The sequence below is a fragment of the Paenibacillus durus genome, from assembly GCF_000756615.1.
Taxonomy (GTDB): domain Bacteria; phylum Bacillota; class Bacilli; order Paenibacillales; family Paenibacillaceae; genus Paenibacillus_AQ; species Paenibacillus_AQ durus.
Map to the genome: position 1 here is coordinate 4614039 of NZ_CP009288.1, position 23790 is coordinate 4637828.

At 54.6% G+C, this 23790-nt stretch carries 19 protein-coding genes; 1 reads left to right on the forward strand and 18 read right to left on the reverse strand.

Features of this window, described 5'->3' with window-relative positions; translation table 11 throughout:
• Nucleotides 1–20 precede the first annotated feature (20 nt).
• Nucleotides 21–1358: a LysM peptidoglycan-binding domain-containing protein gene (locus PDUR_RS20045; RefSeq protein ID WP_042207893.1), complete on the reverse strand. Its 1338-nt coding sequence runs from the start codon at nt 1356–1358 to the stop codon at nt 21–23.
• Nucleotides 1359–1596: 238 nt separating this feature from the next.
• On the opposite strand from PDUR_RS20045, the gene greA reads away from it, so the two are divergent.
• Nucleotides 1597–2082 (forward strand): transcription elongation factor GreA, encoded by a 486-nt coding sequence (gene greA, locus PDUR_RS20050; protein ID WP_042207894.1) that lies wholly within the window; start codon nt 1597–1599, stop codon nt 2080–2082.
• Nucleotides 2083–2156: 74 nt separating this feature from the next.
• On the opposite strand, the gene PDUR_RS20055 is transcribed toward greA, so the two are convergent.
• The 17 genes from PDUR_RS20055 to tig all read right to left on the reverse strand — a co-directional run bounded on the left by PDUR_RS20055 (nt 2157) and on the right by tig (nt 23706).
• Complete coding sequence (locus PDUR_RS20055) at nt 2157–3065, reverse strand: RluA family pseudouridine synthase (RefSeq protein WP_042207895.1); 909 nt, start codon at nt 3063–3065, stop codon at nt 2157–2159.
• A gap of 32 nt (nt 3066–3097) precedes the next feature.
• The gene (gene hemL, locus PDUR_RS20060) at nt 3098–4399 is read right to left on the reverse strand and encodes a glutamate-1-semialdehyde 2,1-aminomutase (RefSeq protein ID WP_042207896.1); all 1302 of its coding nucleotides are present in this window, start codon (nt 4397–4399) and stop codon (nt 3098–3100) included.
• 32 nt (nt 4400–4431) lie between these two features.
• On the reverse strand, nt 4432–5433 hold the full coding sequence (gene hemB / locus PDUR_RS20065) for a porphobilinogen synthase (protein ID WP_042207897.1): 1002 nt from the start codon (nt 5431–5433) through the stop codon (nt 4432–4434).
• Between the two features lie 431 nt (nt 5434–5864).
• Nucleotides 5865–6851 (reverse strand): aldo/keto reductase, encoded by a 987-nt coding sequence (locus PDUR_RS20070; protein WP_042207898.1) that lies wholly within the window; start codon nt 6849–6851, stop codon nt 5865–5867.
• A gap of 222 nt (nt 6852–7073) precedes the next feature.
• Nucleotides 7074–8063, reverse strand: a complete 990-nt coding sequence (locus PDUR_RS20075) for an SPL family radical SAM protein (RefSeq protein WP_042207899.1) — start codon at nt 8061–8063, stop codon at nt 7074–7076.
• Between the two features lie 222 nt (nt 8064–8285).
• Complete coding sequence (gene cobA / locus PDUR_RS20080; RefSeq protein ID WP_042207900.1) at nt 8286–9833, reverse strand: uroporphyrinogen-III C-methyltransferase; 1548 nt, start codon at nt 9831–9833, stop codon at nt 8286–8288.
• Nucleotides 9834–9842: 9 nt separating this feature from the next.
• The gene (gene hemC / locus PDUR_RS20085) at nt 9843–10805 is read right to left on the reverse strand and encodes a hydroxymethylbilane synthase (protein WP_042207901.1); all 963 of its coding nucleotides are present in this window, start codon (nt 10803–10805) and stop codon (nt 9843–9845) included.
• 4 nt (nt 10806–10809) lie between these two features.
• On the reverse strand, nt 10810–11457 hold the full coding sequence (locus PDUR_RS20090; RefSeq protein WP_042207903.1) for a precorrin-2 dehydrogenase/sirohydrochlorin ferrochelatase family protein: 648 nt from the start codon (nt 11455–11457) through the stop codon (nt 10810–10812).
• A gap of 18 nt (nt 11458–11475) precedes the next feature.
• Entirely contained in the window at nt 11476–12117 is a 642-nt protein-coding gene (gene ccsA, locus PDUR_RS20095; protein ID WP_330217219.1) for a cytochrome c biogenesis protein CcsA, read from the reverse strand.
• Between the two features lie 189 nt (nt 12118–12306).
• Nucleotides 12307–13695, reverse strand: a complete 1389-nt coding sequence (gene hemA / locus PDUR_RS20100) for a glutamyl-tRNA reductase (protein ID WP_042207905.1) — start codon at nt 13693–13695, stop codon at nt 12307–12309.
• A 293-nt stretch (nt 13696–13988) separates the two neighbouring features.
• Complete coding sequence (gene yihA, locus PDUR_RS20105) at nt 13989–14615, reverse strand: ribosome biogenesis GTP-binding protein YihA/YsxC (protein WP_042207906.1); 627 nt, start codon at nt 14613–14615, stop codon at nt 13989–13991.
• A 20-nt stretch (nt 14616–14635) separates the two neighbouring features.
• Nucleotides 14636–16990 carry an endopeptidase La gene (gene lon / locus PDUR_RS20110; RefSeq protein WP_042207907.1) on the reverse strand — a complete coding sequence of 785 codons (2355 nt, stop codon included), beginning with the start codon at nt 16988–16990 and terminating at the stop codon, nt 14636–14638.
• A 167-nt stretch (nt 16991–17157) separates the two neighbouring features.
• Nucleotides 17158–18867: an ATP-dependent protease LonB gene (lonB, locus tag PDUR_RS20115; protein ID WP_042207908.1), complete on the reverse strand. Its 1710-nt coding sequence runs from the start codon at nt 18865–18867 to the stop codon at nt 17158–17160.
• A gap of 193 nt (nt 18868–19060) precedes the next feature.
• On the reverse strand, nt 19061–20197 hold the full coding sequence (ispG, locus tag PDUR_RS20120; RefSeq protein WP_042207909.1) for a flavodoxin-dependent (E)-4-hydroxy-3-methylbut-2-enyl-diphosphate synthase: 1137 nt from the start codon (nt 20195–20197) through the stop codon (nt 19061–19063).
• A 101-nt stretch (nt 20198–20298) separates the two neighbouring features.
• A complete protein-coding gene (gene clpX / locus PDUR_RS20125) occupies nt 20299–21555 on the reverse strand; it encodes an ATP-dependent protease ATP-binding subunit ClpX (RefSeq protein WP_042207910.1) in 1257 nt (418 codons plus the stop codon).
• Nucleotides 21556–21566: 11 nt separating this feature from the next.
• On the reverse strand, nt 21567–22157 hold the full coding sequence (gene clpP / locus PDUR_RS20130; RefSeq protein ID WP_042207911.1) for an ATP-dependent Clp endopeptidase proteolytic subunit ClpP: 591 nt from the start codon (nt 22155–22157) through the stop codon (nt 21567–21569).
• A gap of 208 nt (nt 22158–22365) precedes the next feature.
• A complete protein-coding gene (gene tig / locus PDUR_RS20135) occupies nt 22366–23706 on the reverse strand; it encodes a trigger factor (protein WP_042207912.1) in 1341 nt (446 codons plus the stop codon).
• Nucleotides 23707–23790 lie beyond the last annotated feature (84 nt).

Here is a 23790-nt window from a genome sequence, read left to right on the forward strand (position 1 = left end):
TAAATCCCGGCTGCAAGCCGTTAAGGAATATAAAGTACCTGCCCTTCCTCCACCGTCTGGCCGGACAGCCGGTTGTACAGAACCAGCTCGCGGGCGCTGAGCTGATATTTCTCCGCAATCGTATCCAGCGTTTCCTCACGCTGCACGATGCAGAGGCGGACCTTGCGGAAAGCCTCCTCGCCGTCCGTATCCCGCATGAACCGGCTCTTCCATTCAGTGTCATCAGAGGATTCGGCCTGAACAGCCGATGCTGCGGAAGACGCTTTTTCCTCCAAGGCTTCCTCCTGTTCGACGCGCGTGCGGCCCGAGGGCAACAGGGAAGAGAAGGTCAGATGCTCTTTTGACTGTTCGCTGCCGTCCTTTTTGCTGCCAAGGGCGATCTTTAGATCTGGCTTCTCCTCCTGGGAAAGGGCAGGCTCCGAGGGGCTGCCGGTATCCTGTGCGAGTAGCTCCTCCGTCTGAGTGCCGCCGATCTGGGCGAAGGACTCAAGGGAGGCGTCGTCTGAAGGGTCCGCAATATCCGTACTCTCTGCGCCGTTTGCCGCCGCAATATCCGCCGTTTCCGAAGCGGACGTCCGTTCGCCGGCAATCGGGCTGCCGCTGCCCGCAAACGTGCCACCCGCGGCGAAATGGCTCCAGTTATCCGCAGTCTTCCGCTCACCGCTAAGCTCCGTCTCTTGCTCTGCGGTAACCGGCTGGCCGCTCTCCGTATGAATCTTGGCATCCTGGTTCTCCTCCAGATTCAAGATGGGCGATGCATCGCCGTCTTCACTCTGCGTGATGCCCGAAAACGCATGATCGCCACTGAATGCTCCCGTCTGTTCCCGTTCATGGACTGACTCGGCAGTTATCCCTTCTCCGAATGTCCAAGGCGAATTTTCATACGATCCTTCGCCTCCTTCTGCCGGAGTCGCAGTGTTTGCGGCATGACCTCTATCTTCTTCATCCGGTGAATAGGCAACGGTAAACTCTTCACGCTGCCAGGCAGGAACCGTCTCTATTCCCCCGATTCCACGCAATGACAGCACACCGGTAATATTCACGCTGCGCATTGTCAGCAGGTCAATATCGAAATTTTCAATTTCCACCCCGATCTCTTCAAGCGAGCTCACCCGGGTTAGGGGAACCGTAATTTCAACCGGAATGGAATGCTCCAAATGGTTCGTCCTGTCGTCTTCGCTCCGGTAAAGGCCCGTCAGCAGCAGCTGTCCGTGCAGCTCCGCCCGGTCCTCGCGTTGAATAACTTGAATATCCGGCAGCAGCTCAACCTCTTCCAGTGCGGCGATCCCCGGAAGATCTTGAGGCAGATGAATGCGTTCATAAATATCAAACCGCAGGCCGTGGGACTGGTCAAACACGGGAAATGTCCTCCTTCTTGGCATAATCTAACCCCGGAACAGACCCGGAGCATAAGCCCAAAATGTTACTCTCCCCATGTATATGCTTCTAAAAAGGACACATGACACTCTCTCTTAAAACCGCAGCCGAATACCATCAAGATTACAGAAACGCCGGGATTAAATTGTCCATTATCACATACACCCTCATATAGGGTACAATAGAGTAAAAAGCGAGAAATTGGGAGTAGTGATCAAAATGGCTAACAAGGAAGATGAAATCATTCTGACACCGGAGGGCTTTGCCCAGCTGGAGGAAGAGCTTAAAGAACTTAAAACGGTCAAACGCAAGGAACTGGCAGAGCGCCTAAAGGTTGCAATCAGCTACGGTGACCTCAAGGAAAACAGCGAATATCATTCCGCCAAGGACGATCAGGCCTTTATGGAGACACGGATCAAGCAGGTGGAGAACATGTTGAAGTATGCCCGTGTCGTTGATGCAGACAGCTTAGACGTTACCTCTGTCGCCATTGGCTCAATCGTCGTGCTGAATGATGTTGAGTTCTCGGAGAAAGTCGAATACCGGATTGTAAGCCCCGCCGAGGCCGATGTAGCTCAGAATAAAATTTCGTATGAAAGCCCCTTAGGCAAAGAGCTTATCGGCAAAAAAGCCGGCAGCGTCATCAAGGTGGATGCGCCTGCAGGCGTGATCGAGTATGAACTGCTTGAAATCCGGCTGGTATAACATGAATCCCCATAAAAAAGGATCAGGAGCGATCGGCAGCTTAGCTGACGCGCTTCTGATCCTTTTTGCTTGTTTTACCTGATGCGGCCGCTAAGGGCATTCCGCAGCAGGAGCATATCCTCCGGCCACGGATCGGCAATTTCAAGCTCCTCCCCGCTCCAAGGATGTGCAAAACGCAGGAATTCCCCGTGCAGCGCCTGCCGCAGCAGAGAATGGTTTCCATGCACTTCCGGCGCCATTGGCCCACCATACAGCGCATCCCCGTATAAGGGATGCCCCACATGGCTTAAATGCACCCGGATCTGGTGCGTCCTGCCTGTCTCCAGCTCGATCTTCACCAGAGACGCACCCTTCCACACCTCGCTGCCGACAATCCGGGTTATGGCATGCTGTCCACCGGGAGACACCCTCCGGCGCGAGGCGTGGTGGCGGTCGCGCCCGATCGGCAGATCGATCACGGCCAGCGAACGCGGCACCTCCCCCTGAACAATGGCGGCATACCGGCGGGAAATGGCCTTGGCACGCATCGCCTCGTCCAGAACCGCTTGCGCAAATTCATTCTTCGCATACAGCACCGGTCCTGTTGTTTCCTTGTCCAGCCGGTGGATATGCCGCACGGCGCAGTTCTCGCCGGAGGCGGCGTAATGGGCGGCGACCGCATGGTCCAGCGTCACGCCATTTCCGCTTCCGTCCGGATGAACCGCCATGCCGGCAGGCTTATGGACGACAAGGCAGAAGTCATCCTCATGCAGCACCTCAAGCTCATGCCAGACCGGTTCAATCCCCCATTCTCTGGGCGGAAAGAGCGCCAGCCGCAGCCGGTCGCCCCTCCACTGGATTCCTCCCTCGCGGCGAAGCCGGGCAAGCAGCTTGTCCGGCATTCCCGCCGTCTCCCTAAGCCACCGGTCAATGGCTTCGCCAGTGTCCTCCGCAGCGGTCACCCTGCGGCCGGGCATTGTCTCCAGCCATTCCCCGCGGCGCATCCAGCCGGGCTTCCTCACAGGCTCTCCTGGCTTCACAGCGCCTTCAGCGCCGTGCGGTGAGCCTCAATCGTGTCATCGATATCCTGCTCAGTATGCACCGCCGAAATAAACATGCCCTCAAATTGCGAAGGAGGCAGACTTATTCCCTGTTCCAGCATTTTTCCGAAGTAGGCGCGGAAACGGTTCACATCGCTGCTCTTCGCGGCATCGTAGTTGGTTACCGGCTCCGCCGTAAAGAACGGACACACCATCGAGCCGACCCGGTTTACGGTCAGCGGAATTCCGGTTTCTTCCGCATTGGCCTTAAGCCCTGCTTCCAGCCGCGCGCCAAGGCTTTCCAGCCGGTCGTAGACTTCCGGCGTCAGCAGCTTCAACGTCGTAAGACCCGCCGCCATCGCCAGCGGATTGCCGCTGAGCGTGCCTGCCTGATAGATCGGGCCGGTCGGCGCGATTTGTTCCATAATCTCCCGGCGTCCGCCATAAGCGCCGACAGGAAGTCCGCCGCCGATGACCTTGCCGAAGCAGGTCAAGTCCGGCCGGATGCCGAACAGCCCCTGCGCACACCCCCGGTTTACGCGGAAGCCGGTCATCACCTCGTCAAACACAAGTAAAGCGCCATAGTTCGCGGTGATTTTGCGCAAACCTTCCAGAAATCCGGCAGCAGGCGGAACAACGCCCATATTCCCGGCAATCGGCTCGACAATAACAGCCGCGATATCGTTGCCGTAACGCTCGAAGGCCAGCTCGACCGATTCCAGGCTGTTATACGGCACCGCAATCGTGTTGGAGGCTATCCCTTCCGGCACCCCCGGACTGTCCGGCAGACCAAGCGTCGCGACGCCGGAACCGGCCTTGATCAGCAGGCTGTCGCCATGACCGTGATAGGAGCCCTCAAACTTCAGGATCTTATTCCTTCCCGTGTATCCGCGGGCCAGACGAATCGCGCTCATGGTCGCTTCCGTGCCGGAGTTGACCATACGCACGATATCCACGGACTCGACGCGCTCCACAACCGTCTTGGCCATTTCCGTCTCCAGCAGCGTCGGCGCCCCAAAGCTCGTTCCTTTGACGGCCGTTTCCTGCAGCGCTTTGACCACTTCCGGATGGGCATGGCCCATAATGAGCGGTCCCCAGGAGCAGATATAATCGATAAAGCTGTTGCCGTCGATATCATAGATCCGGGAGCCTTCCCCGCGTTCCACATACACCGGGGTCAAACCGACCGACCTGAATGCCCGAACCGGGCTGTTCACCCCGCCGGGAATGTAATGCTTCGCCTCTTCAAAGGCGGCCCGGGAAGCTTCCTCTCTCCGGGCGATACTTTCCTTACCCACTCCTAATTCCTCCTGTCTTGGAAACTGCCGTTCTATTCCCCGCGCAGCCAGCGAACCGCGTCCTTCGCGTGGTAAGTTATGATGGTATCGGCCCCTGCACGCTTCAGTCCGGTCAGAAGCTCAAGAACAATCGCTTTCTCATTAATCCAGCCCTGTTGCGCGGCCGCCTTGACCATCGAGTATTCGCCGCTGACGTTATAGGCAACGAGCGGAAGATCAAACTGCTCGCGGATGACGCGGATAACGTCCATATAAGCGAGCGCGGGCTTCACCATCAGCATGTCGGCGCCTTCCAGCACGTCGCTCTCCGCTTCGCGGATCGCTTCGCGCACATTCGCCGGGTCCATCTGGTAAGTCTTCCGGTCGCCGAACTGCGGCGCTGAATCCGCCGCTTCCCGGAACGGTCCGTAGAAAGCGGAAGCGTATTTAACCGAATAGGACATGATCGGCACATGCTCGAACCCGGCCTCATCCAGCCCGGCGCGAATCGCCTGCACGAATCCGTCCATCATATTCGACGGCGCGATAATGTCCGCTCCGGCCTTCGCCTGCGACACCGCCGTACGGGTGAGCAGCTCAAGCGAAGCGTCATTGATTACATCGCCGTGCAAGACGCCGTCCACGGTATGAGTATGCACCATGCCGCAGTGGCCGTGGTCGGTAAACTCGCATAAGCAGGTATCAGCGACAACAAGCAGCTCGGGATACCACTGTTTAATCAGGCGCGTCGCCTCCTGTACGATTCCGTTCTCGTCAAACCCGGAGGAGCCGACAGCGTCCTTTGTCTCGGGAATGCCGAACAGCAGAACCGCGGGAATGCCGAGGGATACAATTTCATCCACTTCCTCCTTCAGCGTATCAAGCGAGAAATGATAGACGCCCGGCATAGAAGCGATCTCTCTTTTAATTCCGGTTCCATATGTAACAAATATCGGCTGTATCAAATCCAGCGGATTCAGCACGGTCTCGCGCACCATTCCGCGAATACCGGCGGAAGCGCGCAAGCGGCGATGCCGCACAATCGGAAAAGCCATTCAACTTCCTCCCAAAATAAAAAATATGAATCCAAAGCTGAAGGCGCGGCTCTTGTTGTAGAACTGCCGGCCAAATTTAAAACGAGCCGCTCCTGCACTTAGTGTAAGCAAATACCCGGCAACAATCCGCTTCAGGCGGAAGAAATGACAGCAAGAGGTAACGACCGTCCTTACCGAAGCCCAGTACAGAAGGATTCACTCCCTTAAGACTGCAAGAAACCCCAAGCAGGCCGTTCCTTTGCAAGCAGCGCCTTGGCGCTCCCAAAAGGCAACAGCTGGCTCAGGGTTGAGTACGCCAGGCGGCATCCTATCCGAAGGACCGCGTAAATAAGCCAGTCCACTCACCGCTTCATAACATATTATTGGCAGTGTCTTTGTTAAGTATATCACACGAACAACTGTGAATCTTATAATATTCGATGATTACGGCGTTATTTATCGATAACTTTCATCGAAGCTTCAGGATACCGAAATCCGGCCGCCGCCCCTAGCGGCGCAGCTTCGTCGATCCGGCGCAGTTCATCCTGGCTGAGCGTTACATCAAGCGCGCCGGCGTTCTCTTCCAGGTAGGATCTCCGCTTGGTTCCGGGAATCGGCACGATGTCTTCTCCGCGGCTGAGCAGCCAGGCCAGCGCCAACTGAGAGGACGAGCAGCCTTTTTCCTTGGCGATCTCATGAATGCGTTCGACCAGATCAAGGTTCTTGCGGAAGTTGTCTCCTTGAAATCTTGGTGAGAATCTCCGGTAATCGCTCTCTTCCAAGTCGTCGAAAGATTTGATCTGACCGGTCAAAAAGCCTCTTCCGAGCGGACTATATGCCACAAAGCCGATCCCGAGTTCCCGGCAGAGCGGAAGAATCTCATCTTCAACCTCCCGGCTCCACAGCGAATATTCCGTCTGCAGCGCGGCGATCGGATGAACGTCGTTCGCTTTGGCTATCGTCCGGGGCGATGCCTCGGACAATCCGAGAAACCGGACCTTGCCGGCTTGCACAAGATCGGCCATCGCCCCGACCGTTTCTTCAATCGGGGTATTGGGATCGACCCGGTGCTGATAATAGAGATCGATATGATCGACGCCAAGACGCTTCAGGCTGGCGTCGCAAGCTTGCTTCACATATTCGGGACGGCCATTTATTCCGAGCGGCGTTCCGTCAGCCGCGCGGACATTACCGAATTTCGTGGCCAGAATAACGTCGTCCCGTCGTCCCTTAATCGCCCGGCCGACCAGTTCCTCATTTCTGCCGACTCCATACATATCCGCCGTATCAAGGAATGTAAGGCCCATCTCAATCGCCCGGTGAATCGTGCGGATGGATTCATCTTCGTCGAGACTGCCGTAGAATTCGGACATGCCCATACAGCCGAGACCGAGAGCGGAAACCTCAAGACCGGATCTGCCCAATTCGCGTTTCTTCATGCCCATCCCTCATCTCTATAATTAATTTCTAACCATTGTCTAACCCTTTAATTTTACCGCAGCTTGCCGGGAAAAGCATCTTTACCCCTTTTGCAGATGATTGTAAGTAACCCATATCCGTTACAGGTCCATCTGACTCCAAGTCCGCCTTAACATGGGGGTCCAGCCAATCTGCTCCCGCTGTGAAGTCCTACCCGATTATCTGGTCAGCACCGCCGCCGTTTAAAACGGGAATGACAGCTGCTCAACCAGGGGCTTCCCGGCAATTTCGGCCAAACCGGACCGCCAAGCTTCTTCCCCGGTGCAGTAATCACCCCATACTGTGGCCCTTTCAGGCACAGAACGGAACCTTGGTCCGTATTTACGGTGCAGCTTGTCCAGAAGCCGGGACATGTTCTCGCGGTATCCCGCTTCAGCATACCCCCCGTCCGCATACAGTCTTCGGTACGGCTCCAGCGTATCCGGGAACTGTTCTTTAAGCGTACGGAAGTACCAGCCTTTCACATCCCGGGAAAGTCGCAATAGCGAAGTCATGACCGACTCCGCCCCCAGATCCGCCGCCGCGGCGAACAGCGCTTCAAGCTCGCCCGGCTCATCGGTCAGAAACGGAAGAATCGGCGCGATGAATACGGCGGTTCTAATCCCCCGTTCCGCCAGCTTTTGAACCGTATCCAGCCTCTTGGACGGCAGCGGCGATTCCGGCTCCAACCTGCGCGCAAGCCCGTCATTCAATGTATTGAGGCTGATATTAACCGACAAAGTATGCATGTTCTCAAGCAAATCCAAGTCGCGCAGGATCAGAGGGGACCGGGTGGTCACCGAAGTCTGGATACCGTACTTCGCCAGCACCAGCAGACATTTTTGGGTCAGCTTCGTTCTGCTCTCTATCGGCTGATAAGGATCGGTCACCGTCCCGATCATGACCTCGCCCACTTCATTTCTCATCGCTGCAAGATCGTACTTGAATTTGCGGGCCAGACCGGACAGCTGCGCCTCCAGCGCTTCAGCCGCGTTCGTCTTGAGCATAATATGATTCTGGAACTCGTCATCCGCCTTTTTATCGATAAAGCCCTGAAATCCTCTGGCAAAACAGAAGCTGCAGCCATGTGCGCACCCCCGATACGGATTGACCGACCAGCCGAATGGCATCCGTTCCTCTTTCACACGCGTCATTCCCGTCTTCGATGTTACTGGTTCGTATGTCTTCGGCATTCTCAACCCTCCGCGCAGGAACATTTGTTCCTATATAATAACACATCCAAAGGATTTAATACAAGGAAGTAAGACGAACAAACACAGGCCGGTATCAACGTCAAACAGCCCGGCGCACGCATATCGGGCCAGGCTGTTGCAACAGCAGATTATTCATTTTTTTAATTATATACAGCCGAATTTTGCCGAAAAAAACACTTTTACCAATCCCGGACTACAGCTTTACCGGTTCTTCGTTTGCTCGTTCCAACGGCACAACTCATTCACCAGCGAGTCGATCGTGGCCTCCTCCGCCAGCAATCCGGGAGTCAGTCCGGCTTCCACTGCCGTCTGCTGCGTGATCGGGCCGATGCAGGCCATCTTGACGTTCTCCAGCAAAGGCAGCGGGTCCGTTAGTCCCATCCTTTTCAGGATATCGAGAAAATTACGCACGGTGGAGGAGCTGGTAAAGGTGACAGCATGTATCCGCCCCTCTTCCAGCAGCTTCATGAGCTCTACATCATCCTCACCGGTAACGATTGTCTCGTACGTATCGATCTCCGTCACCGCAAGCCCCAGCTCAGTCAGCTTCTGCGGAAGCCATTCCCTTGCCAGATCGCCGCGCGGCAGCAGCGCCTTCTGTCCCGGCAGCAGCCGATCACCATATGCTTCGATCAGCCCTTCCGCCTGGAACCTTGCCGGCAGTTCTTCCGTCATAAGGCCGCGCTGGGCGAGCGCTTCGGCAGTAGCGGGACCGACGGCGGCGATACGGGCGCGGGACAGGCCGCGAATGTCCGCTTTTAGCTCCGCCAGATGGCGGAAGAAGAACTCCACTCCGTTTACGCTCGTAAAGAACACCCAATCATATTCCGGAAGCTTCGTGAGCGCCGAGGCAATCGCCTCTCTTTTCTCCGCACTCTCCGGCATAACCGTCTCGATAACCGGGAATTCGTAAGGCTCTCCGCCCAGTTCCTCAATCCGGTCCACCAGTTCACTGGCCTGGCTGCGCGCCCGGGTGACAAGAATCCGCTTGCCGAACAGCGGCAGCTCCTCGGCCCATTTCAGTTCCTCCCGCTGCTTCACCACATCGCCGACGACGATAACGGCCGGCGACCCGAAATTCGCCGCCTTCACTTTCTCTTCAATATCGGCGAGTGTGCCAATCAGCGTCTCCTGCTCCGCGCGCGTCCCCCAACGCACCAGCGCCACCGGCGTCTCCGGCGGGCGGCCGTGCTTAATCAGATTGCTGCTGATATAGCCGATTTTGGCGACTCCCATTAGGAAGACAAGCGTGCCCGTGGCATTCGTTACTTTATCCCAATGAATCGAGCGGTCCAGCTTGTCCGGGCTTTCGTGCCCGGTAATAATCGACAGAGAAGAAGCATAATCGCGGTGAGTTACTGGAATGCCGGCATAAGCCGGCACGCTGATCGCCGACGTGATGCCCGGAACGATCTCGTAGGAAATGCCGTTTCTTCGCAGCAGCTCCGCTTCCTCGCCCACCCGGCCAAAAATCGTCGGATCGCCGCCTTTTAATCTCACCACAGTCTTGCCCTGAAGCGCCAGATCGACGAGCAGCTGATTAATTTCCTCCTGCTTCATCGTATGCCGGTCCGGAAGCTTGCCCACATAAATCTTCTCTCCGCCAGGGGGCATCCATTTCAGCAGCCTGGGACTTGCCAGCCGGTCGTAGACCAGCACATCCGCTTTTTTGATGCATTCCATGCCTTTGATCGTAATGAGCTTTGCATCCCCAGGGCCCGCGCCCACCAAATACACTTTGCCTGCCATTCTCTCAACTCAACCCCTTAGCTCTGCCAAAATCTTCTCCGCTCCCTTGGCGATCAACCGTCTCGCCGTCTCTTCGCCTACCTGAACCGGATCGGTGCCGATGCAGCTCTCCTTCAATATCACGGCCCCGTCCGGCGTTCCAACCATACCGGTAAGCGTGATACTCCGGCTGCCAGCCGCCTTCTCCACGCTATCCTCTAAGGTGCTCTCCAGTGTGGCAAAAGCGCCAATCGGCACTTGGCAGCCGCCGTTCAGCACGCCAAGAAAACGGCGTTCCGCGGCGACCGTGAGCGCAGTCTCTTCATCATTATACAATGAAAGCAGCCGCCGCAGCTCGTTATCCTCCACGCGGCATTCGATGCCCAGTGCGCCCTGCCCTACAGCGGGCAGACATTCCTCGGGCCGCAGGTATGCCGTCACACGGTCCTGCCAGCCCATACGGGTCAGGCCAGCCGCCGCAAGCAGAATCGCGTCGTACTCGCCGCTCGCAAGCTTCCGCAGCCTGGAATCGATGTTGCCGCGCACCGGTTCGATCACGAGATCCGGCCGCAGCGCCGCCAGCTGGCTGGAACGGCGCAGACTGCTTGTGCCGACCCGCGCTCCCGAAGGAAGATCAGCTAGACCCTGGCCGCTGCGGGTAATCAGGCAGTCTCTCGGATCGACGCGCCGGGGAACCGCGCCGTTAACCAGACCCTTCGGCAGTTCGGAGGGCATATCCTTCATGCTGTGCACAGCCATGTCGATCTCCCGTTCCAGCATAGCCTGCTCGATTTCCTTGACGAACAGCCCTTTGCCGCCCACCTTGGACAGCGTAACATCAAGGATGCGGTCGCCTTTGGTGACGATTTTTTTCACCTCGAACGTAAATGGGAACCCATGCTCCGCGCAGAGCCGCTTCAAATCATCTATTACTTGGCCGGTCTGTGTCAATGCCAGCGCGCTTTGTCTGCTGCCTACAATAATCGTTCGCATTCTTTTATTCCTCCCGATGTTGTGCGATCCAGATCTCAATTTGTTCCGAATCCCATGCCGTAAAGGCGCCTTCCCTGATTTCGTCAAGCACATTTAATGTCCCGAGCCTTTTCAGCAGACGCTTTCGAACCTCCGGTGACCGTTCCCGCCGCTTGATCTCTTGGCGCATTTCATATATAAAATCCAGATAGGCTTCATACTCTTCACCCAGCATTTCTTCCATCAGCTTCATGATTCCTGCGGTGATACCGGGTCCCGCACCTGAGGTCGAAACCGCCACTGTCAGACGGCCCCGGCGCAGCATGCCCGGCGTAATGAAACTCCCAGCCTCCGCATGGCTGCCCACATTGACCGGCACACCCAGACTATCCGCTTCCCGCGCCACTTCCTCGTTAACCGCCCGATCGTCGGTTGCTGCATAGACAAGAAAAGCTCCACGGGCATCCCCGGGAGCATAGTTGCGGTTCAGCCAGACCACTGACGCGCTGTCCGATAGTTCCGCCAGCTGCGGCGTCAGGGCAGGGCTAATAATCGTTACCGCCGCCCCGGCCTCCAGCAGCCCCAGCGTCTTGCGCTCCGCAACCTTTCCTCCTCCGACCACTATACAATGCTTTCCCCTGCAATCCAGCATAATCGGCAAATAAACCGTCATATAATCTCAGCCCCCGCCTCAACGATGAAAATCGGACCACGAATTCAGCAAAAAATTTAGGATGATAAATCCGTAGCCCGAGACCGCCCAGCGCGCCATGACAATTCCGCTGCTCCGGCCCGATCTTTTAAGAATAAGATAGGATAAGTAAATACCGAGCCCGATAAGCGTGGACAGCACTTTTAAATCCTGAAACAGCGGCAGCCGCCCTTCGGAAATAATTGAGATCCCGGCCACAATAAGCGACACCGCGAGCAGTGGCGTCCCGGCAAGCACGGAAGTATAAGCATATTTGTCCAGAACTTCCAGACTTGGCAGACGCCGGACCCGGTCATTCCATTTCTTGTGCTTCAGCCTGGTGTGCAGGAACAGGTACATGATTCCGAACACCGCACCCAGCGTCAGCGCGGCAAAGCTCAGGTTGGCGAGAATAATATGCATAGCCAGCCAGCCGTGGACCGCTTTCCAGCTCTGAAGCGTATGATCCTCCGCCGTCAGCCACACCCGGTTAAGGAAAAAAGCGCTGAACCCCGCTACACTGAGCAGCAGAACCGTAAACTCGGAACGCCGCATAAAAGACTGAGCCAGTGAGATCAGCACGATGCTGAAAGAGAACCAGAACAGAAAATCGTACGGCGTAAAAATCGGCAGACCCTGCACCTCATAAAAGCGTATGCCAAGACCCGCGGACTGCAGCAGGCCGACAAAAACAAGAAGCCCCGTGCCTAACCGCTTCCGATCCGGATTCCGCTCAAGGCAATCCAGGAAATAAAACAGCAGGCTCAGGGCATACAGCAGCAGGGCTGCGTCATATATTCCATTCAGGTAACGTATACCGGGGTCCTCCTTTTAGAGGCTTGCCGGAGCAAAAGCGCTCTTCGGCAGAGCGGCGTTTCCGCTGCCGGGCAGCGTGTCCGCCGGTTTGCGGTTTCTCTCGGGAGCGACGCTCCCTTTTTCCGATTCGGACTCAAGCCGGTCCTCAAGTGCAAAGACCTTCGAAAAAAACTCAAGCGCCTCGCTCCCGTTCTTATCGCCGGACATCTCTTTGATCACATTGATCGGGTCATGCATCATCTGGTTCACAATACTCTTGGTCAGCCGGCGGATAATCTTGCGCTGATGCTCATCCAGTTCAGGCAGCTTGTTGAACAAGCTCTCCAGCGTTTCCTCATGAATGGCGTTTGATTTCTCCTGAAGCGCCCGAATGACCGGCTGCACTCCCAGCGTCTTAAGCCACTGCTGAAAATTATCGCTCTCCTCCACAATCAACCCTTCAATCTTCGCGGCTTCGCCGCGCCGCATCTCCATATTGCTCTCCACGATACCCTCCAAATCGTCAATATCGTACAAAAACACATTCGGAAGCTCGGACGCCGACGGATCAATGTCGCGCGGAACGGCTATATCAATCATGAACAGCGGGCGGGACTGCCGGTTCTTCATGCTTTCCGCAATTCTTCCAGCCGTCAGCACATAGCCTTCTGCACCTGTAGAACTGATCACAATATCGAACTCTTGCAGACGAGAGGCCGCTTCTTCCAGCGTGCATGGACGGCCCGCGAACTTCTCCGCCAGCTCCGCAGCACGCGCAAGGGTGCGGTTCGCAACAATCACTTCCGCAGCTCCGCTCGCGTACAAATGCTTGACCGTCAGCTCGCTCATTTTGCCCGCGCCGAGAATCAGCACTTTTTTGCCGGTGAACATGCCAAAAATACGCTTGCCCAGCTCAACCGCCGCATAACTGACCGATACCGCGCTCTCGCCGATCGACGTCTCGCTGTGGGCCCGTTTGCCTACCGTCACTGCTTGCTTGAACAGCCGGTTGAACCACGTTCCCGTCGCGCCCTCACTCTGTGCGGTCAAAAAAGCGCTGCGAACCTGCCCCAAAATCTGCGTCTCGCCGATCACCATCGAATCAAGTCCACAGGTCACCCGGAACAGATGCTGGACAGCCTGCTCATCCTCATATTTATACATATGCTGTGTAAATTGCTCGTTATTGACGCCGAACCACTGCTCCATAAAGCTGCGGATAAAGTGTCCGCACATATGATGACGATCCACAACCACGTAAATTTCCGTACGGTTGCAGGTGGCGACGATGACCCCTTCCAGCACGCTCTTCGTCCGCATCAGCTGATGAAGCGCTGCCGGCAGATCCTTCTCCGCAAAAGCGAACTGCTCTCTCACCTCGACAGGCGCTGTACGGTAGTTCAAGCCAACGGCGACGATGTGCATCTATAAGTTCACCATCCTAGTCTTAATTCGTTGCTGTATATTAGCATTTGCCTAACAAATATTTGTATTCCGTAGAATATCAAAATCACATCATATACAATCACTATGTTAAGTATATCACACGACGAGACATTTCTTTTGTCTCTTTATGAATTATATATGAAATTAGAATAATTATAAACAAGGAAAAAAGTAAAAAATAACCACGGCTATGCATGGTTATCAAGTGTTATAGCTTATAGTTCGCTGAGTTTCATAGTGGCCTGACGTTTAAAAAAATAGTCGGGTAACCTTTAGCCACGGTTCTCTTTATCTTGTTCTTCTTCTTGCTCTCCGGAAGCAATCCGGCTTTCAATCAACGACCACAGCTCGTCTCTTCCGAGACCGAGCTCCGAAGAGAACGGAATAAAGCTCTCGCCGGGAAGAATCCCGAGCGTTTCTTTTACAATCTTGATATGCCTTGGCAGACGGGTCTTTGGAATTTTGTCCGCTTTGGTTGCGACGACGCACATCGGGATGTCATAGTGTTTCAGCCATTCATGCATCATCCTATCGTCTGCGGTTGGAGGGTGGCGCAGGTCAACCACGAGCAGCACCAGCTTGAGTGTCTCGCGTTCGGCCAAGTACTTCTCTACCATTTTGCCCCAGGCCGCCCGTTGGACTTTGGATACTTTGGCGTAACCGTAACCGGGAAAATCGACATAATACATCGTATCATTAATGCGGTAATAGTTCATGTGCTGCGTCTTGCCCGGGGTGGAACTGGTGCGGGCCAGATTTTTGCGGCTAATCATTCGGTTAATCAGGGACGACTTCCCCACGTTGGAGCGCCCTGCCAGAGCAATCTCCGGCAAGGCGTCTTCAGGGTATTGATTCGGGCCGACGGCACTGATAATAAACTCGGCTTTAGTTACTTTCATTGGACTTCCTTTCTAAAAACCTATTGCAAACTTTGGACAGCCTGATCCGCGATCTTGGCCACAAGCGCGTGATGCAGCACCTGATCCATATGAGAGACGGGTACAAATTCCACGTCATTCTTCACGCTCTCGGGAATTTCCTTCAAATCCCGCTCGTTATCTTTGGGGAGGAGGATTTTCTTATAGCCCGCGCGATGGGCGGCAAGCGATTTCTCCTTAAGTCCGCCAATCGGCAGCACCCGCCCGCGCAGCGTGATCTCTCCCGTCATCGCAACATCCTTCGAGACTTGGCGCTTGGTGAGAGCAGATACGAGCGCGGTTGCGATCGTAATGCCCGCCGAAGGCCCATCCTTCGGAATCGCCCCTTCGGGGATGTGAATATGAATGTCGTTCTTTTCGTAAAAATCGGACGGGATGCCAAACTCTTCCGCCTTGGAACGCGTATAGCTGAATGCGGCCTGCGCCGACTCCTTCATAACGTCACCCAGTTGTCCGGTCAAAATAAGCTTGCCGCTCCCCGGAACGACCGTTACTTCAATCAGCAGCGTATCTCCGCCCACTTCTGTCCAGGCTAAGCCGGTCACTGTACCGATTTGGTCTTCCAGCTCCGCCATCCCGTAACGGTATTTGGCCGTTCCCAGGTAATCCTTGATATCGGCGGGGGAGATGCTGACGCTCTCCTTCTCTCCCGATACAATCTGCTTGGCCGCCTTCCGGCACAGCGCGGCTACCTGCTGTTCCAGGTTCCGGACACCGGATTCCCTCGTGTATTCCCGGATGACTGACAGCAGCGTACCTTCCTCAATCGTTAGCTGGCCATCTTCCAGACCGTGATTCTTCTTCTGCTTCGGCAGCAGGTAACGTCTTGCGATCTGCAGCTTCTCAAGCTCCGTGTAGCCTGGGATGTACAGCATCTCCATCCGGTCAAGCAGCGGACGGGGGATATTGTGCACGGCATTGGCCGTCGTCACGAACATTACATTCGAAAGATCGAACGGAATTTCCACGAAGTGATCGCTGAACGTATTGTTCTGTTCCGGGTCCAGAACTTCCAGCAGCGCCGCGGAAGGGTCGCCGCGGAAATCGGAAGCCATCTTGTCGATCTCATCAAGTAGGAAGACGGGATTGAGCGAACCCGCCGTCTTCATGCCCTGGATGATCCGTCCGGGCATCGCGCCGACATAGGTGCGGCGGTGGCCGCGGATCTCCGCTTCATCCCGCACGCCGCCGAGGGAAATGCGGACGAACTTGCGGTTCAGGGAGCGCGCGATCGACCGCGCCAGCGAAGTTTTGCCGACTCCCGGAGGGCCGACAAGACAGAGGATCGGGCCTTTTAGCTTTTTGACAAGCTTCTGGACGGCCAGATATTCCAGCACCCGCTCTTTCGGTTTATCCAGCCCGTAGTGGTCTTCATCGAGCACTTGCTCCGCCTTGGCGATATCCAGATCATCCTCGGTGAATTCATTCCAGGGAAGGCTTAGAAGCATCTCCACGTAATTACGGATGACCCCGCCTTCTGCAGAGCTCGCAGGCATTTTCTCAAGCCGGTCGATTTCCTTGTCAATCTTCTCTTTGACCCGCTCCGGCAGCTCCTTCTCCTCCGCCTGGGCACGAAGTTCCTCGGCTTCACCGGCCCGCCCTTCTTTGTCGCCAAGCTCTTTCTGGATCGCCTTCATCTGCTCCCGCAAATAATATTCCTTCTGCGTCTTTTCCATCTGCTTCTTGACGCGCTGGTTGATCTTGCGTTCCAGCTCCAGCACCTCGCGCTCGTTGCCCAGAATATCAAGCAGCTTCTCCAGACGCTTGCGTACGTCGATGGTCTCGAGAATTTCCTGCTTATCCTTGATCTTCAGCACAAGATGGCTTGTGATGACATCGGCGAGGCGTCCGGGCTCTTCGATGTCCGATACTGCCGCGAGCGTCTCCGGCGTCACCTTTTTGGATAAGGTAATATAATGCTCAAACTGGTTCAGGACAGTGCGCATTAACGCGTCGCTTTCCGGATCATCGTCAGGCTGCTCAGGAAGCTCTCGCGCCATGACCTCGTAATATTCCTCATTATCCATGTAGTGAATGATCTCGGCCCGTTCAACGCCCTCCACAAGCACACGGATCGTGCCGTTGGGGAGCTTCAGCATCTGCCGCACATTCGCCACTGTACCAACCCGAAAAATATCTTCTTGACCCGGCTCTTCAATATTGACTTCCGATTGAGAACAGAGGAGGATCAGATTATCTTCGACCATCGCTTTTTCCAACGCTTTAACCGACTTCTCGCGACCCACATCCAAATGAAGGACCATGCTTGGGTACACAAGGAGACCCCTGAGCGGCAATAAAGGAAAACGACGACCTTTTGTATGTTTGGATACCATCGCTTTCGAACCTCCAATCGCTCTCTTGTATGTCATAACTTTTGTATTTTATTCTATCAAAAGCGCCATCAAAACACCAACTGACCGCACATAAGGCGGCCAGTTGGCGCAGAAGTTGCATTAGCCGATCCCGGAACCGACCGGCAGCTTAAGAAATTGGCACGGCTTTACAGATTGGCGCTTTCTCCCGAAGCGTCCGCCTTCAGCAGCGCTGGAGACGCCGCAAAAGTGTCTCCGGCAACGGCGGACAGCCGGACATCTTCGAGATGGGTGCCGAATAGAAGGCGGAATGCCTCTTCCACGGTCTCAATGGGAATGACGCGCACCTGCGCCAAATCGGCGAATAGCGATTGCCAGTTGTCCTTGGGCACGAGCACCGTCGTGGCGCCGGCCTGCAAAGCCGCCTCCACCTTCGCTAGTACGCCGCCGACCGGCTTCACCCTGCCGCGAATGCCAATCTCCCCGGTCATTGCTACCGTATTGTCCACCGGCAGACCCCGGATTGCCGACACAATCGCAACAGCCATTGCGAGCCCGGCGGAAGGTCCGTCGATGGGTGTGCCGCCCGGAAAATTCACATGCAGATCATAGCGGTCGGGCGAAAGGTTCATGGAGCGCAGAACGGTCAGGACGTTCTCAACCGATCCCTTAGCCATGCTCTTGCGGCGAAGCGTGCGTGAGCCGCCCCCGATTTCTTCTTCATCGACAACCCCGGTAATATTCAATCTGCCTTCTCCATTCACGGCAGGAGCCGCCGAGACTTCGATCTCAAGCAGCGTGCCCATTCCCGGACCGCAGACCGCCAGCCCGTTCACCAGCCCTACTTGGGGCTCGGAAGGAATCTTGCGCTCGGTGCGCAGCGGCAGCTGGCTGCTGCCCGCTACCCATTCCACATCGGCCGCGCTTAAGGTTTCTCTTTGTTCCATAAGCGCAAGGCCTGCTGCGAGCTGAACCATATTGACCGCCTCGCGTCCGTTCGTAGCATACTTCTGGACAACAGAGACCGCTTCCGGGCTTGGCTTTAGCCCGATTTTCTGAATCGCGTCCCGGGTGATGAGCGAAACTTCTTCCGGAAGCAGCGGCCGGAAATAGATTTCCATGCAGCGCGAACGGAGTGCAGGAGAGATTTCCTGAGGCGAGCGCGTAGTTGCGCCAACCAGCCGGAAATCGGCGGGCAAGCCATTCTGGAAAATATCATGGATATAAGCCGGCGTGTTGCTGTCCTCCGAGTTATAATATGCGCTTTCCAGCAGAACCTTACGATCCTCCAGCACTTTAAGCAGCTTATTCATCTGAATGGGATGTAGTTCTCCAATTTCATCCAGAAATAAAATCCCTCCATGCGCCTTGGTTACCGCCCCCGGCTTAGGCTGAGGCACACCCGCCACGCCCATCGCTCCAGCTCCCTGGTAGATAGGATCATGAACGGAGCCGATCAGAGGATCAGCGATGCCCCGTTCGTCAAAACGTGCCGCTGTGGCATCGATTTCCGTAAACTTGGAATCCGCCTTGAAAGGAGAGAACGGATTTTTTTTCGCTTCCTCCATCACAACGCGGGCCGCCGCCGTCTTTCCAACACCGGGAGGGCCGTAGATGATAACATGCTGGGGATTGGCGCTGCACAGCGCCGCCTTCAGGGCCCGCAGACCATCCTTCTGCCCGACGATATCCTTGATCGCAGCCGGACGCGTCTTCTCGGCCAGCGGCTTCGTCAGCGAGATGGCCCGCATTTTCCGCAGCTTCTCCAGTTCTTTGCGCGACTCCCGCTCCACCGCCGTCTTGTTTGTCTTTTGTCCCCGCAGCAAATTCCAAAAGTAAACGCCGATGACCAGCGCGAAAAATAACTGCACGACCATCAGCACTATGCTCAGTTCCATAAGTTATCCTCCCATTCATTGGTACTACTAGGTAGTATAGCCGTTTCCCTAACGGCTAAACGCATTGGAGAGGATTTACCATAACAAGGCGAAGGCTTTGCGATGAAACTTGCTTCTATACTCGAAAAAAAGCGCGGCCCCTTCCCGCAGGCGGGAAAAGACCGCAGCCGTAGACTTATGAAATTCTTAATGCTCAGCCTTCCGATATCCCCGCTCCCTGCATGGACTCGTGATGAGCCTTGCGGCCAGGGATTTCCCCGGTGGCTTCATAATGGGACACAATCGCATCGATTTCTTTCTTCAGCTCAGACAGCAAATCCGCTTCCGGAACTTTGCGGATCATTTGTCCGTATCGGAACAGCAGACCTTCGCCGCGCGCTCCAGCAATACCAATGTCAGCCTCACGAGCTTCGCCGGGACCATTCACCGCACAGCCGAGCACCGATACCTTGATCGGCACCTTGATCTTGGAGATATACTCCTCGACTTCATTCGCAATGGAGAACAGGTCGATGTCAAGCCGTCCGCAGGTCGGACAGGAAATGAGCGTGGCCGCGTTCGCAATTAGGCCGAATGTCTTGAGCAGCTCGCGCGCCACCTTGACTTCCTCTACCGGATCAGCGCTGAGCGAAATGCGCACGGTATTGCCGATTCCCATAGAGAGCAGAGCGCCGATGCCCGCCGAGCTCTTCACGGTACCGGCGAACAGGGTGCCAGATTCCGTAATGCCCAGATGCAGCGGATAAGGAATCACTTCTGCAGCTTTGCGGTAAGCTTCAATTGCCATTGGGACGTCAGACGCCTTCAGTGACACGATAATGTTGTGGAAATCCAGTTCTTCCAGAATTCCGATATGGTACAAGGCGCTCTCCACCATCGCTTCCGGCGTCGGGTAGCCGTATTTCTCCAGCAGATGAGCCTCCAGCGAACCGGCATTGACACCGATTCGGATCGGAATGCCCTTTTCTTTGCATGCCTTAACAACCGCTTCCACTTTCTCGCGCCGTCCGATATTGCCGGGGTTAATTCTCACCTTATCGATGCCGTTCTCGATGGCGAGCAAGGCCAGCTTATAGTTAAAATGAATATCCGCAACGAGCGGAATATGAATCCGCTCTTTGATTTCCTTGATGGCCGCAGCGGCCTCTTCGTTATTCACCGTAACGCGCACCAGCTGACAGCCCGCTTCTTCAAGCCGGAGAATTTCGGCTACCGTGGCTTCCACATCTGCAGTCTTGGTCGTACACATGCTTTGGATGACAACCTCATTGTTTCCTCCAATTGTGATGCCGCCTACATTGACGGGACGCGTCTGATGTCTAAGGAACATGGTTTCTCCCCCATAACGCCAAAGCTCCACCCCCTCGCTCCCGCGGGGGACGGGGGGCGGAAGAAGGTGGAGACATTAGGCCTGTATTGTAAGGCTAGCTATTACGCGCTTTCCTCTTGTTTCTTGTCTTTCTTGATGTTCAGTTCAGGCAGCGCCTTCTCCTGAACAACCTTCTCCGTAATGACGCAATCCTTGATGTCATCGCGGGAAGGCACTTCGTACATCACATCAAGCATAATGCTCTCAATGATGGCGCGAAGACCACGGGCTCCGGTATTGCGCTTGATCGCTTCCTTCGCAATGGCCTCCAGTGCCTGCGGTTCGAACTTCAGCGACACATTATCCATTTCCAGCAGCTTGGCGTATTGCTTCGTCAATGCGTTCTTCGGCTCGGACAAGATACGCACCAGCGTCTTCTCGTCAAGCGGCTCGAGCGTCGAGATAACCGGCAGACGGCCAACAAACTCGGGAATCAGGCCAAATTTCAGCAGATCCTCCGGCAGAACCATCGACAGGTACTCTCCAGGCTTCAGATCCTTTTGACCGCCTTCGGATGCATTAAAGCCAATCACCTTTTTGCCGACACGGCGTTTAATCAGCTGTTCCAATCCGTCAAAAGCACCGCCGACGATGAACAGAATGTTCGTCGTATCAATTTGAATAAATTCCTGATGCGGATGCTTACGTCCGCCCTGCGGCGGCACCGAAGCGACCGTTCCCTCGAGAATCTTCAGCAGCGCCTGCTGCACGCCTTCGCCGGAAACGTCACGGGTAATCGACGGGTTCTCGGATTTACGGGCCACTTTATCAATTTCATCAATATAGATAATACCGCGCTCGGCCTTCTCCACATCATAGTCTGCGGCTTGAATCAGCTTAAGCAGAATGTTCTCGACGTCTTCGCCGACATAGCCCGCTTCCGTCAAGGAAGTAGCATCCGCAATGGCGAACGGCACATTGATAATCTTGGCCATCGTCTGAGCCAGCAGCGTCTTGCCTGAACCAGTCGGACCAAGCAGCAGAATGTTGCTCTTCGTCAGCTCGACATCTTCAATCTTGCTCTGGCTGTTAATCCGTTTGTAGTGGTTGTATACCGCAACAGACAACGATTTCTTGGCTTGGTCCTGACCAATAACGTATTGATCGAGAATGTCGCGGATTTCTTTTGGCTTCGGAATATCCTTCAGATCCAGCTCTTCCTCATGTCCGAGCTCTTCCTCTACGATCTCCGTGCACAGTTCGATACATTCATCGCATATATAAACGCCGGGCCCTGCTACGAGCTTGCGTACTTGCTCCTGCGATTTTCCGCAGAAAGAGCATTTCAGCTGCCCTTTTTCATCATTAAATTTAAACATGTAATCACCCCTTAGGATTTGATCGGTGAAGCCAGAACCTCGTCAATCAGGCCATAAGCCTTTGCTTCTTCGGCGCTCATGAAGTTATCACGGTCTGTATCGCGCTCGATTTTTTCAAGGGGCTGTCCTGTGCGGTCTACATAAATTTGATTCAGCTTCTGTCTTGTCTTGAGAATCCAGTCTGTGTGAATCCAAATATCAGACGCCTGACCCTGAACGCCGCCAAGCGGTTGGTGAATCATCACCTCGCTGTTGGATAGCGCATATCTTTTGCCGGGCGCCCCGGCCGTCAAAAGAAGCGAGCCCATGCTAGCCGCCATTCCTACGCAAATCGTGGATACATCTGGCTTGATAAATTGCATCGTATCATATATACCCATGCCGGCTGTTACAGAACCACCGGGCGAATTGATGTACAAGTTGATGTCCTTCTCAGGATCCTCGGCTGCCAGAAACAGCAATTGGGCGATTACCAGATTGGCAACATCATCATCAATCGCGTTGCTCAGGAATATGATGCGGTCCTTGAGCAATCGGGAGTAGATGTCGTAAGAGCGTTCTCCCCGATTCGTCGATTCCACAACCATTGGTACCAGACTCATGCCACCAACCTCATTTCTCTATACAAATTAGTCTTGCCTTTTCAGATGTATTTTAACACGTTCAAGGCGCAATGTCATTTTTTCACTTAGAGAAAGGTCTTTCTTCAAAAAAATAAGGCACGTAGGCAAATATACGCACCTTATCTCTTAGGTATGAGGCCCGAAATGGACCGCTCTAGTGAAAACGCTCTAAACGCTATAAGATCATTTATTCAGCGCTTGCTTCTTCGGATTTCGCTTCTGCAGCTTCGGCCGGAGCCTCAACTTCCTTGCTGTTCTCAACGAGGAACTCGATGGTCTTGCGGAGCGAAATTTCGCCCTTCAAGCTATCCAGCGAACCGTTGGCTGCAAGAATGCCGCGAATCTCTTCCGGAGAACGTCTGTAAGTCTCTGCCATTTTGGACAGCTCTTCTTCAACTTCTTCGTCGGAAACCGAAATATCCTCTTGCTTCGCAATCACTTCGAGAACCAGATTGTTGCGGACGCGCTGCTCTGCATCATTCTTCATTTGTTCCCGCAGGTCATCTTGGGTTTGTCCGGAGAAGCTGAGGAACATATCCATGTTCATGCCCTGCTGGCGAAGACGCATGTCGAAATCGCGGACCATACTCTCAATTTCGCTGTCAATCATCGCTTGAGGAATTTCAACTTCCGCATTGGCAGCAGCCTTTTCAACAACAGCGTTTTCCTTCACGCCTTTCAGCTCATCGGCCTTGCGGGATTCCAATTGTTTCTTCAGATCTTCCTTGTATTCGTCGAGCGTTTCGAACTCGCTTACGTCTTTGGCAAATTCGTCGTCCAGTTCAGGAAGCTGCTTGCGTTTGATTTCATGCAGTTTCACTTTGAATACGGCTGGCTTGCCTGCAAGATGCTCAGCTTGATATTCTTCCGGGAAAGTCACTTCGACGTCCTTGAAATCGCCGGTAGCCATACCGATGACTTGGTCTTCGAATCCAGGAATGAAGGAGTTGCTTCCCAGTTCCAGGGAATGGCGCTCCGCTTTGCCGCCTTCAAAAGCTTCTCCGTCGACGTATCCGTCGAAATCGATCACGGCAATGTCGCCGCTCGCTGCAGGTACGTCTTCGACCACAACGAGTTCGGCATGACGCTCTTGCAGGCGCTTGAGTTCAGCACCTAGCTCTTCGTCGGTAACTTCCGCTTGTTGAGCGGGAACTTCGATTCCTTTGTACTCGCCGAGCGTCACTTCAGGCTTGACAGTGATCTTGGCTTTGAACTTGAAGGTTTGTCCCTTGCCAAACTGCTCGATATCTACTTCAGGACGGTCTACAGGGAAGATGTCGGTCTGCTCAACTGCTTCGCCGTAGGCTTCAGGCAGCAGAATATCGATGGCGTCTTGGTACAGGCTTTCTACGCCAAAGCGGGATTCAAAAATCGGACGCGGCACTTTACCTTTGCGGAAGCCGGGTACGTTTGCTTTTTTAACGACTTTATTAAAGGCTTTGTCGAGAGCTTTCGCTACACGCTCAGCGTCTACTTCAACTTCAAGAACGCCAAGGTTCTTCTCTATTTTTTCCCAAGTTGCTTTCATTGTTTACTTTCCCCTCCAGAATTGGTTCACATATCACGCACAGAATAACCATTATATTATATAAAATATTATTATATTTTTCAA